Annotated in this window: 14 protein-coding genes; 7 read left to right on the forward strand and 7 right to left on the reverse strand. The window is 43.3% G+C overall.

Annotated elements, in window-relative coordinates:
* Nucleotides 1–100 precede the first annotated feature (100 nt).
* A complete protein-coding gene (gene mfd, locus ABIB39_RS02325) occupies nt 101–3,454 on the forward strand; it encodes a transcription-repair coupling factor (RefSeq protein WP_354426994.1) in 3,354 nt (1,117 codons plus the stop codon).
* Here mfd and ABIB39_RS02330 read toward each other — a convergent pair.
* Nucleotides 3,451–4,404: an SRPBCC family protein gene (locus ABIB39_RS02330; protein WP_354426995.1), complete on the reverse strand. Its 954-nt coding sequence runs from the start codon at nt 4,402–4,404 to the stop codon at nt 3,451–3,453. The two genes, mfd and ABIB39_RS02330, sit on opposite strands and share 4 nt — an antisense overlap.
* A gap of 6 nt (nt 4,405–4,410) precedes the next feature.
* Nucleotides 4,411–4,950: a hypoxanthine phosphoribosyltransferase gene (gene hpt, locus ABIB39_RS02335; protein WP_354426996.1), complete on the reverse strand. Its 540-nt coding sequence runs from the start codon at nt 4,948–4,950 to the stop codon at nt 4,411–4,413.
* A gap of 60 nt (nt 4,951–5,010) precedes the next feature.
* Between hpt and ABIB39_RS02340 the strand changes: the two genes are divergently transcribed.
* Entirely contained in the window at nt 5,011–6,240 is a 1,230-nt protein-coding gene (locus ABIB39_RS02340; RefSeq protein WP_354426997.1) for a M16 family metallopeptidase, read from the forward strand.
* Nucleotides 6,241–6,261: 21 nt separating this feature from the next.
* Complete coding sequence (gene def / locus ABIB39_RS02345) at nt 6,262–6,834, forward strand: peptide deformylase (protein ID WP_354426998.1); 573 nt, start codon at nt 6,262–6,264, stop codon at nt 6,832–6,834.
* A 151-nt stretch (nt 6,835–6,985) separates the two neighbouring features.
* Here the strand turns inward: def and ABIB39_RS02350 are convergent, their stop codons facing one another.
* The 3 genes from ABIB39_RS02350 to ABIB39_RS02360 form a co-directional block, all read right to left on the reverse strand.
* Nucleotides 6,986–7,606: a carboxypeptidase-like regulatory domain-containing protein gene (locus ABIB39_RS02350; protein ID WP_354426999.1), complete on the reverse strand. Its 621-nt coding sequence runs from the start codon at nt 7,604–7,606 to the stop codon at nt 6,986–6,988.
* 96 nt (nt 7,607–7,702) lie between these two features.
* Complete coding sequence (locus tag ABIB39_RS02355) at nt 7,703–7,981, reverse strand: NifU family protein (RefSeq protein WP_354427000.1); 279 nt, start codon at nt 7,979–7,981, stop codon at nt 7,703–7,705.
* 96 nt (nt 7,982–8,077) lie between these two features.
* Complete coding sequence (locus ABIB39_RS02360) at nt 8,078–9,172, reverse strand: Mrp/NBP35 family ATP-binding protein (RefSeq protein ID WP_354427001.1); 1,095 nt, start codon at nt 9,170–9,172, stop codon at nt 8,078–8,080.
* Nucleotides 9,173–9,274: 102 nt separating this feature from the next.
* On the opposite strand from ABIB39_RS02360, the gene ABIB39_RS02365 reads away from it, so the two are divergent.
* The 4 genes from ABIB39_RS02365 to ABIB39_RS02380 all read left to right on the forward strand — a co-directional run bounded on the left by ABIB39_RS02365 (nt 9,275) and on the right by ABIB39_RS02380 (nt 13,200).
* A complete protein-coding gene (locus ABIB39_RS02365; RefSeq protein ID WP_354427002.1) occupies nt 9,275–11,554 on the forward strand; it encodes a transglycosylase domain-containing protein in 2,280 nt (759 codons plus the stop codon).
* A 2-nt stretch (nt 11,555–11,556) separates the two neighbouring features.
* On the forward strand, nt 11,557–11,949 hold the full coding sequence (locus ABIB39_RS02370; protein WP_354427003.1) for a hypothetical protein: 393 nt from the start codon (nt 11,557–11,559) through the stop codon (nt 11,947–11,949).
* A 94-nt stretch (nt 11,950–12,043) separates the two neighbouring features.
* Entirely contained in the window at nt 12,044–12,673 is a 630-nt protein-coding gene (locus ABIB39_RS02375; RefSeq protein ID WP_354427004.1) for an NAD(P)H-dependent oxidoreductase, read from the forward strand.
* Nucleotides 12,674–12,834: 161 nt separating this feature from the next.
* On the forward strand, nt 12,835–13,200 hold the full coding sequence (locus ABIB39_RS02380; RefSeq protein WP_354427005.1) for a response regulator: 366 nt from the start codon (nt 12,835–12,837) through the stop codon (nt 13,198–13,200).
* 134 nt (nt 13,201–13,334) lie between these two features.
* Here the strand turns inward: ABIB39_RS02380 and ABIB39_RS02385 are convergent, their stop codons facing one another.
* Nucleotides 13,335–15,473: a M56 family metallopeptidase gene (locus tag ABIB39_RS02385; protein WP_354427006.1), complete on the reverse strand. Its 2,139-nt coding sequence runs from the start codon at nt 15,471–15,473 to the stop codon at nt 13,335–13,337.
* A complete protein-coding gene (locus ABIB39_RS02390; protein ID WP_354427007.1) occupies nt 15,470–15,832 on the reverse strand; it encodes a BlaI/MecI/CopY family transcriptional regulator in 363 nt (120 codons plus the stop codon). Before ABIB39_RS02390 ends, ABIB39_RS02385 begins: the two co-directional genes overlap by 4 nt.
* Nucleotides 15,833–15,973 lie beyond the last annotated feature (141 nt).

Here is a 15,973-nt window from a genome sequence, read left to right on the forward strand (position 1 = left end):
TCATTTAAAAGTAAACATAAGCGCAAATTGTTTGCTTTAATTTTATGATAAATAGTTCGGTCTGTTTAAAAAAGGCTTTTTTACCTATATTTACAACGTTTTGAACATCCGTGATATATTAGAGAGATACAAGGCCGACGAGCGGATAAAGGCATTGGCGCAAGCCTTAAATGCCGGTAAAAGTCCAAGGGTTCAGCTTCGTGGTTTAGTCGGATCGGGTGATGCGGCCATGGCGGCAGCGTTGTATTTTTTACAGCACAAGCACATGGTATTTGTGTTGCCCGAACGCGAAGAAGCCTCTTACTTTTTGGCCGATCTGGAGAACCTTACCGGTAAAGAGGCCCTGCTTTTCCCATCATCATACCGTAAACCATTTGAATTTACCCAGCCCGATAGTGCCAACGTTTTGGCGCGCGCCGAGGTACTGAACGAACTTAACCATTCTACCGAATACGGCCAGCTTATCGTAACCTACCCCGAGGCATTGGCCGAAAAGGTGATAGACCGTGCCTCCCTGGAAAAGAATACATTGGAGATCTCCGTCAACAATAAACTGAATATAGACTTTATCACCGAGTTTTTGGTGGAGTATGATTTTGACCGCGTAGAGTTTGTTTACGAACCGGGACAGTTTTCGGTACGTGGTGGTATTGTGGATATTTTCTCCTTCTCGCACGAATTGCCTTACCGGGTGGAGTTTTTTGGCGACATTATAGAATCTATCCGCACCTTTGAGATAGAGAGCCAACTTTCGGTTGAGCAGGTAAAAAACATCACCATTGTACCCAATGTACAATCTAAATTTCTGACGGAGAATAACATCTCCCTGCTGGAATATGTAGAGCCCGGTACGCAGGTATGGATAAAAGATGTGCAGTTTACGCTGGATATTATCCAAACCGGTCACAAAAAGGCCACTCAACTTTGGAAGGCTTTATCTGCTGATGAAAAGAACCAAAACCCAGATTGGATAGACCCTAAATTTAGCTTTACTGATGAGAAACTAATTGCCGACCAACTGCATGATTTTCCGTTGGTTGAATTTGGCAAGCAATTTTTTTATACCGATGCCACGCCTATCCATTTTGACATGCGCCCGCAGCCATCGTTTAATAAGGATTTCAGCCTACTGATCCATAACTTTAAAAATAACGAGGCCGAAAAGATCGAGAATTACATTCTAACCGATTCTGCAAGGCAGGTAGAACGCCTCTACGCTATTCTGGAAGATCTGGATAAAACCGTAAAGTTCACCCCCGTGAGCATCAGCATCCGCGAGGGTTTTATAGATCGCGAACAAAAACTGGCTTGCTACACCGATCACCAAATATTTGATCGCTATTATAAATACAAGCTTAAGAAGGGTTACCAACGTTCGCAAGCCATTACGCTTAAAGAACTACGCGACCTTAAGCCCGGCGATTTTGTAACCCATATCGATCACGGTATTGGTAAATACGCAGGCCTGGAAAAAGTGGAGGTGAACGGCAAAACGCAGGAAATGATCCGGTTGGTTTATGCCGATAACGACCTGCTGTACGTAAACATAAATTCCCTTAACCGCATCAGCAAATACAGCGGTAAAGAGGGCACTGAACCCCGCATGAACAAGCTGGGAACGGATACCTGGGAACGCCTTAAGAAAACAACAAAAAAAAAAGTTAAGGACATTGCCCGCGACTTGATCAAGCTTTACGCCCTTCGCAAAGCACAGGAAGGGAATGCCTTTTCGCCCGATAGTTACTTGCAAACCGAGTTGGAAGCATCCTTCCTTTACGAGGATACGCCCGACCAGGAAAAAGCCACTGTTGATTTCAAAAAAGACATGGAGTCGCCGCACCCTATGGATAGGCTGATATGTGGCGACGTGGGCTTTGGCAAAACCGAGATAGCCGTGCGTGCCGCCTTCAAGGCCGTTGCAGATAGCAAGCAGGTAGCCATATTGGTGCCTACCACTATTTTAGCGGCCCAGCATTACAAAACATTTAGTGATAGGCTTAAGGGCTTCCCGGTGAATATCGATTATGTGAACCGCTTTAAAACCAGCAAGCAGATCAAAGACACTCTTGCGGGATTAAAAGAAGGCAAGGTAGATATCATCATCGGCACACACCGCCTGGTGAGCAAGGATGTAAAGTTTAAGGATCTGGGGTTGATGATCATAGATGAGGAGCAAAAGTTTGGTGTATCTGTAAAGGAAAAACTAAAGCACATGCGCGCCAATGTAGATACGCTAACGCTGACTGCAACCCCTATACCACGTACGCTTCACTTCTCGTTAATGGGTGCGCGCGATCTGTCCATTATATCTACCCCGCCGCCCAACCGTCAGCCGGTACTTACCGAGTTGCACGTATTTAACGATACGCTGATAAAAGACGCGGTACAGCAAGAGATAGACCGGGACGGCCAGGTGTTCTTTATCCATAACCGCGTTGCAGATCTGCCGCAGCTTGGCGGCATGATTCACAAGCTGGTGCCAAAAGCCCGCATAGGTATTGCCCACGGCCAGTTAGAAGGCGATGCACTGGAAGATGTAATGCTAAAGTTTGTGAACCACGAGTACGATGTGTTGGTGGCAACAACCATTATCGAGGCTGGTTTGGATATCCCCAACGCCAATACCATCATCATTAACCACGCCCACATGTTCGGCCTTAGCGATCTGCACCAGATGCGTGGCCGCGTTGGGCGAAGCAACAAAAAAGCATATTGTTATTTGCTTAGTCCGCCGTTAAGTACCTTGACCAACGAGGCACGCAAACGCCTGAGTGCGATAGAGGAATTCAGCGACCTGGGCAGCGGCTTTAACGTAGCCATGCGCGATCTGGACATCCGCGGCAGCGGTAACCTGTTAGGTGCCGAGCAAAGTGGTTTTATAGCCGAAATAGGCTTTGATATGTACCACAAGATATTGGACGAAGCCATCCAGGAGTTGAAGGAAGACGAGTTTAAAGGCGTGTTCCCTGATGATAAGCCGAGGCCATACGTATCGTTCACCCAAATAGATACCGACCAGGAGATTTTGATCCCTGATGAATATGTAACCAACATTGGCGAACGCTATAACCTATACACCGAACTTAGCAGGCTGGATAACGAAACCGAATTGCAGGCCTTTAAACAGCAACTGCATGACAGGTTTGGCCCTATCCCGCCACAAGTACACGACTTACTGAACTCCATGCGCCTGCAATGGCTGGGCAAGACAATCGGCTTTGAGAAGGTATCGTTAAAGAAGAATGTACTGCGCGGCTACTTTATTACCAACCAGCAATCGGCCTATTTTGAAACAGACGCGTTTAAGGAAGTACTGGAATTTGTACAGCGCAACCCGCGCCGCACCAATCTTAAAGAAGTAAAAAACACCCTCCGCCTAAGTATAGAACGCATTGGCAATATTGATGAAGCGTTGGAGATATTGAGTGAGATGACGTTGGTTCAGCCGGTTTAACCGGCTTTCTCAGCTTCAGCTTTGATATGATCTAAAACACGTTCGTGGATTTTATGAATAATAAAATCGCACCAAAGGTTCCAATATATACCAGGCTTAATATTATTACTATACCACGTGGTACCCTCTAATAATGTGTCGCCGTTTTTCAACTTTATTATATTAAACTGACCGTGTTTAGAAACAAAGTAGCCATGTAAATGATTGGGATGAAGATTGTAAAGACTAATTTCTTTCATCGTTTCCGGTTGCTCATCTACATCAAACTTAAGAAGATGTGGTTCCTGCCAAACAGTTATTGGCTCAACAAAACTTCCTGTTGAGAAATTACATCGCCTGATGGCGCCGACTCCAACGCCGTCAATCTTGGCGTTAATCGGATAAGCTATTCCCGCTTTAAAAATCAGTTCCGAAGGTGGGGTTAATTGCGGGAATTGAATTACATTTTTCCAAACAGACCCAGGCGAGGCTTTTATTATTATACGAGTGGTAACAGATCTTAATTGCTCTGTATCACTCTTGCTTTTAAGGTATTCAAACCCACTTATTATGGGCATCGATATTACTAAAAATATCGCAATCAATGATGGATTAACCGTTTTGCTCCGAACGACTTCATAACCTATCAAATAACCAAGCCATGCAAATAACATCCCGATTGGGGCGGCCATCACAATGCAGATAACCCCTTCAAATGCGAAGGTTAATAATCCCAAACAAAAAATCAAAAGCGTTGCTAAGGTCAACTTGAAACAAGATATCTTTCTTACCTCATTTTTATAGGCATATAATATAGTTGACAAAGCCCCCAGCACCGCAGGCAGCCAAATAAAAAGACCAAAAGAATAGCTTGGAAATAATTTAAGATTAATAAATGCACACGCCCAGCAAATTATGCAAGTAATTGTAATTGCCGAAGTTCTCCTATTATTGAAAATCAATTGAATCATCGAGAGTTACCCCACCTTCTGATAAATCCCCCTCAAATTCCTGCCTAACTCGCGATAATCCAAACCGTAACCTACAACAAACTTATTGGGGATCTGGAAGGCTACGTATTTTAACTCTTCTATGCTGTGTTCAACAGAATCGGGTTTGTAAAGCAGGGTGCATACCGTAATAGATGCCGGGTTGCGCACCTGTAGTTTTTCTATCAGGTATTTTATGGTGTTGCCGCTATCGATAATATCTTCCAGCAGGATAACATCTTTCCCGGTTATGTTTACATGCAGATCAAAATCATCGCGGATGGTGCGGGTGCTCGATAGTCCGCCAAAGTACGATGCCAGTTTGGTAAAGGTTACTTCGCATGGCACAACAATTTCCTTCAACAGGTCTGATGCAAACATGAAACTTCCGTTCAAGATCCCTACAAAAATAGGTTGGCGGCCTTCAAAATCATCATTTATAGCCTGCGCAAGTTCAACAATACGTTGCTGTATAGCCTCGTGCGAGTACATGGGTTCAAATTCAAGGTCGGCAATTTGTAATTTCATGAGGTAAACATAAGCAATACCAAACAATTTGCACGTTTATACGCTATCTTTGAACGTTTTATGACAGATCACCAGGTTCACGCGCTGCCAAACGGCATCCGCATATTATTTAAACATTCGCCTTCGCCTATCACACATTGCTGTTTTGTGCTTAACGCCGGCTCGCGCGATGAGTTGCCTCAAAAAGAAGGCCTCGCGCATTTTATTGAACACCTGTTATTTAAAGAAACCGAAAGGCGAAATACCCCGCAGATCCTGAACCGACTGGAGCTTGTTGGTGCCGACCTTAATGCTTACACTACCAAAGAATATACCTGTATCCACGCGTCGTTACTAAAACAGCATTTAGAGCGCACGGTAGATCTGTTCGAGGATATCCTGTTCCACTCTACCTTCCCCGAAGATGAGATGGAAAAAGAACGTGGTGTGATATTGGACGAGATCTCGTCATACCTGGACCAACCCGAAGAGGCCATCCAGGATGATTTTGAGGAGTACCTTTTTAAAGGCCACCCCATAGGCAACAATATTTTAGGCACGCCCGAAAGTGTTGGCGTATTGAATGGTGCGGATATAAAACAATTCATCACCGCCAATAATAATACCCACCAGATGATCTTCGCCGTTTATGGCGACTACGATTTTAAGAAGCTGATAAAGCTTTGCGAAAAGTATTTTGGCAGCGTGCCCGAAAATACCAATGAAAAACATCGCATAGCGCCCGAGCCAATAAGCAGGGGTATCTATACCTTAAAGAAACCCATTTCGCAAACGCATTGCATTTTGGGCAGCAGGGCCTATCCATCGGCACATCAAAACAAATATGGTTTGCTGTTACTTAACAACGTTTTGGGCGGCATGGGCATGAGCAACCGCTTAAATCTCGAGATTCGGGAGAAATACGGCATTGCCTACACTATCGAATCTAATTACACATCGTTAACCGATACCGGTATCTTTTCCATTTACTTTGGTACCGATGCCGAGAAAGCCGATAAAGCCCTTAGGTTGGTACATAAAGAATTGAAAAGACTACGCGACAATAAGCTTGGAACGATACAGCTTAAACAGGCTAAAGAGAAATTTATTGGGCAGATAGCCCTGGCCGAAGAAAGCCGCATGAGCCTTATTATCTCGATGGCTAAAAGCCTGATGGATTTTGGGCGGATAGATTCGCTAGAAGATATTTTTGCCAAAATAAACACCGTTACCGCCGAAGGCCTGCTGGAGATCAGCAATGAGATCTTCGATAATGACCGTATGATAACCTTATTATTTGAGCCTAAATAAGAAAACTTCTACCTTTGCAATATGAAATATCCTATAATAGCATACGGCGATCCTGTTTTAAGGAAAAAGGCCACGTCTATTGAACCAGATGAGTACCCGCACATTAAAGAATTAGTGGGAAACATGTTTGATACCATGTACGGTGCACGCGGTGTTGGTTTGGCAGCCCCACAGGTGGGTATGTCTATGCGTTTGTTTGTGGTAGACGTTACGCCATTTGACGATGAAGAGCCTGCGCTTAAGGATTTCAAAAAAGCATTTATCAATGCTACCATCCTTGAAGAAACCGGCGAAGAATGGTCTTTTAATGAAGGCTGCCTAAGCATCCCCGATATCCGTGAGGATGTAAGCCGCAAACCTACCATTAAGATCTCGTATTACGACGAAAACTGGAAGCATCACGAAGAAACGATCAGCGGTATGGCAGCCCGAGTTATTCAACACGAATACGACCATATAGAAGGTAAATTATTTACCGATAAACTAAGCCCCCTGCGTAAACGCCTGATAGAAAAACGCCTTAACGATATCTCTAAAGGCGCCGTTGACGTAGATTATCGCATGAAATTCCCGGCAGCCAAAAAAGGAAGGTAAAGATTAGTGATTGGTTGATTGAAGATCAGGGCCTATCTTTCTGAAACAAAACTTTATATAAACGAAAAAAGCAGGATGTTTACCATCCTGCTTTTTTATTATTTCTATGTTTAAACTAATCACTAATTAACTAACCTCTAATTACTACACCTTATTTACTGTCCCCATCGGTGATCGACTTGATCAAACTGCCCCATGCAAGCGGGTTAAGTAAAGGGTTGGTACGCGAGTGCTGGTTAACAATATCCTGGTGCATGTATTGCGCGTTTGCAGACTGAATCTCCTGGCCATCACGGGGCAAAGTATTTGTCATGGCTGCAATAGAGCTGCGGCTTATGTTTTTACGGGCGATCTCCAGGTCGTCATCCGCTATTTTGGCGTTTACAAAATCTTTGCGGAACTCATCAGTAGTAGCCCATGGAAAAACCCTTACCATTGGCAGGTTTATCATTTGCTGTTTTATGGTAACCTGTACGGTATAGCTTTTGCTTTTACTGTTTTCAGGTATCACAACCGTAGCGGGTGCAAAACCAATAGCGGTAAACTGCAGGGAATCCTGCTCGTGCGCTACAAAAGAAAAATAACCTTTATAGTTGGTAATATTTACCGTGTTGTGGCTGCTTTTGTTTGTTACCGTTACGTAAGGCACAACCACACCGGCGCTATCGGCATTGTACACCACACCCGTAAACTGTACCAGCGGTTTCTCTTTTTGCTGAGAAAATGCTGATAAGGATGTCAGTAAAAACAATATGCCAATTAATCTTTTCATTTATTACTTTAACGCAAATTACCTGCGGTGTATAAACAAGCAGGTAAAAATACATCATTGAAAATTATCAATATACGTATTTAACACTTATTAACACTATCTTAAGTTTTCGGGAAGCACCGCATTGGGGTCATCAATATCGGTTAGGTTCATCGCTTCAATGCCGGTAATTTCCGGAACGGCCTTTAAAATGGCCTGTTCAATTCCTGCCTTCAACGTCATGATGCTCATGGGGCATGATCCGCATGACCCCAATAGTTTTACCTTCACAACACCTTCAGGGGTTATTTCTTCAACAGAAACGTTACCGCCATCTGCCTCTAAGTAAGGCCTTATGGTATCCAACGCTGCTTCCACCCTGTCTGTTAAACTCATTATCTATTTAAATTATAAAGTAAAGTTATTAATAAAAATCAACATCCTTATACGTCCCCTGTAAATCTCCCCCAATAAGGGAGGCTTTTTTAAGCCCTACCCAACCGGGGAGGGTTTTGGTGCAGCATCGGCCCTTTGGGCGTTACAAATAGAAACTTGCTGGGCAACACGCCTCGCCATTTCCATAAATGCAGTAGTCATTACACTATCGTCGTCCATCACTATCGGCCGGCCCGCGTCACCCGAGTCGCTGATGCCCTTGATTAACGGTATCTCTCCCAAAAAGGGCACATCTAATGTTTGCGCCAGCTTGCGGCCACCGCCTTCTCCAAAAATGTAATATTTGTTATCTGGCAGTTCTGCCGGGGTAAAGTAGGCCATGTTCTCTACCACTCCCATAATAGGTACGTTAATAGCCGGCATCATAAACATCCCGATACCTTTTTTAGCATCGGCCAGGGCAACATTTTGCGGCGTGGTAACAATTACAGCCCCCGTAACCGGGAAGCTTTGTGTAACCGTAATGTGGATATCGCCCGTGCCCGGTGGCAGGTCTATCACTAAATAATCCAGTTCTCCCCAGTCGGCATCGTTAAATAATTGTTTAACCGCGGTTGATACCATTGGCCCGCGCCAGGGAACAGGCTGATTAGGGTCTGTAAAGAAACCTATCGAAAGCAATTTTATGCCAAATTTTTCAATCGGCTCTATGCGTGTTTTGCCGTTCTCCTGTGTTGCCTTAGGGCGCACACCTTCCAGGCCAAACATTATCGGGATAGATGGGCCATAAATATCCGCATCTATCAAACCGACTTTAGCGCCCGTTTTTGAAAGTGCCAGCGCCAGATTGACCGATACGGTAGATTTACCCACACCACCTTTCCCGGATGCTACCGCGATGATGTTTTTAACACCCGGCACCCCCGTGTTGCGTTGGGTAGTAACCTGCGATGTCATGTTCACGGTAACCGCTATCTCTTTGCTGATGAAGTGGCTGATAGCATTGCGGCATGCGTTTTCAATTAATGCCTTAAGCGGGCACGCCGGTGTAGTAAGCACAACAGAAAAGGTTAGCTTATTGCCTTCGATATGTATATCCTGGATCATGTTAAGGGTAACCAAGTCTTTTTTCAGATCTGGCTCTTCAACATTTCCAAGGGCTTGTAAAACTTGTTCTTTAGTAAATTCCATATATATTTCATCGCAAAAATACGAAAACAGGTACCGGTATGCGTTTGTTAAGAAAACAATTTGCAGTTTGCAACCGTTTGCACCATCATATTTAGTTTAGTTTTGAAGCAAAGTTTCAATATGCGCCGTATCAACCCCAAATATATCCGTATTGCAGGTATAACCGTTCTAATATTAGTAGTTATTATGCTAATAGGCGGATATGTTGCCTACTCAAAACGCGAGGTACTGCTCCAAAAAGCTATCTACAAAGCTAAAGCAAAAGCAAAAAGGGATTATAATTTAGATGTAAAAATAGGGTCGGCAAGTTTTACGGGCTTAAGTACAGTAGCTTTTACCGATATTAGCATAGTTCCGTTCCAGCGTGACAGCCTGCTGGCTATCAAGAATTTTAGTGTAAGCGTTAAGATATTTCCATTGATTTTTGGCAATATAAAACTGGCCGACGTGATATTACAGGATGGCTTCTTAAACCTTACCAGCGTTAAAGGGGTAAAAAACTTCGATTTCCTGTTCAAGAAGAAAAAAGACACCACCAACACCGGCAATAAGGTTGACCTGTCCGAGCTCTCCAACAATCTTATCAACGAGGTGCTTTATAAGATACCCGATAACCTCTCGTTGCATAACTTTAAAATAAGTTTTGTGGATGATAGCACCAAATTTAACCTGCTGGCCCAAAAGGCTATCATTAAAGATGGTAAGCTAGCGTCTACCATCAACGTAAATAACGGTGATGCAATTTGGCATATCGATGGCAAGATGGTGCCATCTGACAAAGACATCGACGTACATTTATACGCCGAAGGCAAAAAGGTAGAGTTGCCCATCATCGAAAAGAAATTTAAGTTGAAGCTGAATTTTGATACCATCAGCACCAAGCTAAGTAACGTTAAAAACAGCGGCGGCGAAACCAAGATATATAGTTCATGGAGTGTGCGTAACCTGTTGTTAAACCATCCCGGGCTATCTGTAAGCGATATTGTGGTGCCTTATGGGGCTATTGATGCCAATATTTTTGTAGGGCGAAATTATGTATCGTTAGACAGTTCATCGGTTATCCACCTCAAAAAACTAACGGCCAGTCCGTACTTCAAATACACCCTTAACCCGGTTAAGGTTTACGAGGCAAAGGTAAACACCGGCTGGATAAACGCGCAGGACGTTTTTGATTCGTTCCCTACGGGGATGTTTGAGTCGTTAGAAGGCATTAAGGTAACCGGCAAGCTTAATTACAGCTTAAATATGTATTTGAACCGTGCACATCTGGACGATTTGGTATTTGATTCTCGCCTTCAAAAGGACGGCGATTTTAAGATCCTGAAATATGGCCGTGCCGACCTTGGCAAGCTTAATAATACCTTTGTTTACACGCCTTACGAAGAGGGCAAAGCTATGCCTCCGCATACCATCGGGGCCGGGGCATCAAACTTTACGCCATTAGAACAAATTTCGCCAAACGTGCGCAACGCGGTGATGACGGCCGAGGATCCTTCATTTTACAGCAACCGTGGCTTTGTGGACGAGTCTATCCGTAAATCTATTATTACGGATATTAAGGAAAAGAAATTTAAGCGCGGCGGCAGTACCATTTCCATGCAGCTGATAAAAAATGCTTTCCTGAGCAGGAACAAAACTCTGTCGCGTAAGATAGAGGAGATACTGATCGTATGGTTGATAGAGAATAACCGTATTATGAGCAAAAACCGCATGCTGGAGGTTTACTTTAACATTATTGAATGGGGCCGGGGTATTTACGGCATTGGCGAAGCATCAAGGTATTACTTTGGTAAATCCCCCTCTCAGTTAACCATTGGCGAAAGTATTTTCCTGGCCAGCATTGTTCCTAAACCTAAAGCGGGCTTATATGCTTTTCAGCCTGATGGCAGCCTTAGGCAGGGCTTGCACGGTTACTTTAACCTCATAGGCCGGTTGATGGCCGGCAAAGGCCTTACGCCCCGTGATACCAGCGCGTACGGCTTTTACAGCGTTCGCCTGCGCGAGGGTTTGCGCAAAACCATTGCACCTGTTGATACTGCTGTTGCCGATAGCCTGATGCACCAAACCGAAGATGAAGGCGGTGGCGGCGTGGGTGTTGCCGCGCCTGTTTTTGAAGAGCCTAAAAAGCCAAATTTTTTCCAGCGCATCTTCGGTAAAAAAGATACTACCGCGGCTAAAATGGAGAAAAAAATAGAGGAAACGAACGATGCCATTAAAGCCCGCCTTAAGCTTGAAATTGAAAAAGTGAAAGCCGATTATAAACTTAAAGTTGATAACGTAGACACCGCCGGCCGTACCAGAAAAGAAATAAAAGCCGAAAAGAACCGCCTGAAGGACGAGGGTAAAGAAAAGGTTAACGAGTTAAAAGACCGCATGCCTTAACCATGCAAGAAAGGTTCGATATCATATTAACGGAAGGTTTTAATATCCCGCGGGATAACGACGCTTTACAAGCAACTATCGACAACTTGTTTAAACCCGGTATGCAGCCCTACAATTTGTTATTGGAGGCGTTAACCGAGGAGAACCGGGACAAATTTGGTTCATCAAAATTTGATGCGCTTACATTTGAGGTAAAACGCTTTGATGCCGTTACGCTGAATGGGCGTATCCGCGTTAATTATAGGTTGCAGCTTACCTTCAGCTGCTCGGCCATTGTAAATGACTTGAACAACCAGCACTCCTACTGGAATCTTGAGATTGATCCAACCTTAAACACCGCTCATTTCGAGGGCGAAGAATACGGCGACCTTCGCTCTACAGCCAACGAGTTCTAAAATTATCTATCATATAGTAGTATTACTTCTCTATGACTTTTATACGTGTTGCAACATCTACATTTACTTCCGGATAACTAAATAAGAAAATAACATGTCCCTAGTAGATAAACTAAAATGGCGCTACGCCACCAAAAAGTTCGACACGACAAAAAAAATACCTGCCGATAAATTACAAGCCATATTAGATGCCGTGCAACTTGCGCCTTCATCAATAGGCTTACAACATTACCGCGTATTGGTAATTGAGGACGCTGAGACACGCGAAAAATTAAAAGCTGTAGGTTACGGTCAACCGCAAATTACCGATGCTTCACAACTTATTGTATTCGCTGCCGAAACAAATATCAACGAAGATTTTGGTAAAAAATACATAGACAATGTTGCTGTTACACGCAACATTCCGCGCGAGGCTTTAGCAGGCTTTGAGGGAATGGTATTAGGAGCCATAAAGGGCCGTACGCCAGAGCAACTATTGATTTGGGCGCAAAAGCAAGCATATATTGGCTTAGGTGTTTTGATTACTGCTGCTGCAGACCAGGATGTAGATATTTGCCCGATGGAAGGTTTTGACCCGGCCGGCTTTGATGAAGTGTTAAGTTTAAAGGAAAAAGGCTTAACAGCAACCGTTATGGCCACCATTGGTTACCGTTCTGAAGATGATGCCACAGCCAATGCCGCGAAAGTTCGCCGCCCGGCCAGCGAATTTTTCATCCATATTTAATACATATCTGGCGGTTTAGCCACATATTATATTTGAAAGCATAAGGTGTAAACATCTTATGCTTTTTAATTTTAGCTATTTTTGTGATCGATACCCGCTTTAATTGACTGTATATTAACGGCGTAATAATTTACGGCACGGGCTTTGCACAACCTTGTATTATGTGCAAGAGAATATTAATAGTTGACGATAATGAATTGATACTGGAGGTCATGAGTTATATCCTTATCAATAGCGGCTATGAGGTATCTTCGCTACCCAATGGCGACCATGTGATAGAGGAGGTACAAAACAGCCATCCAGATCTGCTGATCATCGATGCAAACATGCCGGGCATGGATGGGCGCGACATCTGCAAAATTTTAAAGCTTAATAAATCCACCAAAGACACCCCCGTTATCATCTGCTCTGCAGAAGACGACATAGAAGCCACCTTAAACCAAGCCGGTGCCCCGGATGATATACTCCATAAGCCTTTTGATATGTCCGCGCTTATAAACAAGGTTGAAGTACAGTTAGCGGCTTAATATAACAACGTCGCATGCTGAGCCTATCTAAGGACTATAATAAAATTTATCAATGGTGCAATAAGTTCATCGTGACAACATGAAAAAAGCCAGGCCTTACAGGTCCGGCCTTCTCAATTATCAATTAGTAAGGCTTAAAACGCGGACTTCATCGTAATATATTTATTAATATCATTCGATTTAAATCCTTTCTCGCGCATGTCTGTAACATACTGCGGTGTGATCCCCAAGGCCTTTAAAGCCGTTGCATCGTCTAAAGAAAGATCTTTAAAACCCATCCCCTTAAAGCTTTTTATATAATCAGCAGTAACACCCAAGGCTTTTAAACCGGCGGCTTTGTCGGCATTTATCTTAAACCCGGCATTTTTAAAGCTGTTCAGGTACTCGGGGGTAATGCCTAAAGCTTTCATAGATAAAACATCGTCTGCCGATACATCGTAACCCGCATGCTTAAATCCGGCCACATACTCCGGGGTAACGCCAACGGCCTTCATCCCGGCAAGGTCGCTGCTGCTCAGTTTGTTTAAGCCGGCGTTTTTTAAGCCTTTTACATAGTTGTCATCAACACCTAAGGCCTTGTAGGCTATCATATCATCTGCATTGTCTTCGTCGGAATCATTGTTTTTAGCAGTGGCCTTTGTTTTATCCGGCGCGGCTCCCCTTGCTGTTTTAAACTTAGAAATATATTGGCCGTTTATGCCTTGCGCTTTAAAGCTAACCAGTTTTTCAAAAGATACTTTTGGGTAGCCGGCCTCACGGATCTCGCTGATGTACAGTCCTGTAATACCCATTGCTTTACCGGTTATCAAGTCCTGCGTACTAATACCGGGGAAACCGTTTTGTTTAAGTGATACAATGTATGGCTCATCCACACCTAAAGCGGCGGTAGCTATCAGGTCACTTTTTGAAAGGTTTTTGTATCCCTGGCGATGCATCATAGCTACATAGCTCTTTTTAATGTTGATCATAAAAAACGCCAACTCATCGTTTTGCTCTATATCGGTTATCCCCTTGCTTTTAAGATAGGTAATGTATTCGGCATTTCTTACAAATTTATAACTCCCACTTCCTTTGTAACCGTTAAATTTACCTGTAAAGTTCATAGTACCAGCCTCACGTACCAGTTTAAAATCGCTTTCAGACTTGTTTGGCAAAAATGGTTTAAACTCACTCACCAAAAAGTTGCTGTTGCTCATATGGTTGCGGTTTCCGTCGCTATTGAACTGCATGTCAATTTTTTCATCTTTTATAATTGCGGTCCAGGTGCCTTCATAATCAATGTCGGCATTGATTCTACTTTCTGTTGTTTGTAATATAGGCAGGCGGTTTGCCATTGGCTCGTTAAAAGCACACATTAAAAATGCCATAAGTGGCAGCAGGAAAAAGTATTTCCAGGTGGTGTGTATGTTTGATCTTTTTGCGTTCATCATAACTATTCGTTTTTTAAGAAGTGATTGGTTGTAGTTTGTTGTTATGCGTAGCGACAGGTTGGGAACCGATACTTTTAGCAAGCTCATCTGGTACATTTCGCGTTCTACTTCGTTATTATTCAGCACATCGCTGTCGGTCAAAAATTCGAGGTTGTTCTCCAGCTCCTTGCGGTAAAGCCATGCAAATGGGTTAAACCATTGAAATACCAGCATCAACTCCGACAGAAGCAGATCCATACTATGGCCCTGTTTAACGTGGATCTTTTCATGCAGCAAAATCTGGCTGTAGGTTTCCCAATCGTATTTTGCAGGGTTTATAAAAATATAATTACCGAACGAGCATGGCGCTTTATCGGTATCCAATTCTACAATTCGGTATTGGCCATCTTGTATGTCCCGGCTTTTATAAGCCTGGCGCATAAGCACTATTATCTGCAGCAAAAAGTTTAATCCAAAGGCTGCCACACCGCACCAGTATAGCCATAGCGCCCATTTTGAAAGTTGCGGGGTGTAAAAAGCGGCTGTTTCCATAAACGATCTTTCGACCGTTGGTTTAGTAACTATAGCAGCCTGCGGCGTTTTTACTTGCTCAACTGCTTGCACTGGTTTAACCGTTTCGAGGTTTGTTTTTACCGTTACCGGGATGCTTACCACAGTTTCCGGTGCATTCCTGAACGCCCATTGTTGAGGCACACGCATTAAGGGCAATATAAAGGTTAAGACCAGGCAGGCCAGCAGCACCCACCGGTTAAGGTGATGGAACGTTTCGTTTTGTAATAGCAACTTGTAAAACAAAAGGCAAACGCTTATTAACAGTGCAACATGCAAAACGTATGGTATCATTTCTTGTTGGTTTTAATCAGGTTTAAGATCTCTTGCAGTTCGTGTTCACTTATTTTTTGCTCTTTGGCAAAAAAGGCCAGCATGCTGGGGTATGAATCATCAAAGTATTGGCTCACAATATCCTTCATGGCATGCTTTTGATATTCTTCGCGGGTTACCTTTGGGTAATAATGGTAAATATTACCAATGGTGTCATGATCTAAAAAGCCTTTCTCTTCCAGTATCTTCACCATAGTTGCTACCGAGTTATAGTGCGGCTTAGGATCCGGCATCTCTGGGATCACTTCTTTTATAAAAGCCTTACCCAGTTTCCAAAATACCTGCATTATTTGTTCTTCGCGCTTAGCCAGCTTTTGCATAAATTATAATTATAAAACAAGTATACTACTAATCAATTAGTATTACAACTAATTGATTAGGATTTCTTTTAGAATTAATTTAAATAGTTGATTGTGAGGATAATAATTTTTTTATCTACATCCTCCCACGCGTCATTGCGA

Source organism: Mucilaginibacter sp. UYP27 (assembly GCF_040547175.1).
Taxonomy (GTDB): domain Bacteria; phylum Bacteroidota; class Bacteroidia; order Sphingobacteriales; family Sphingobacteriaceae; genus Mucilaginibacter.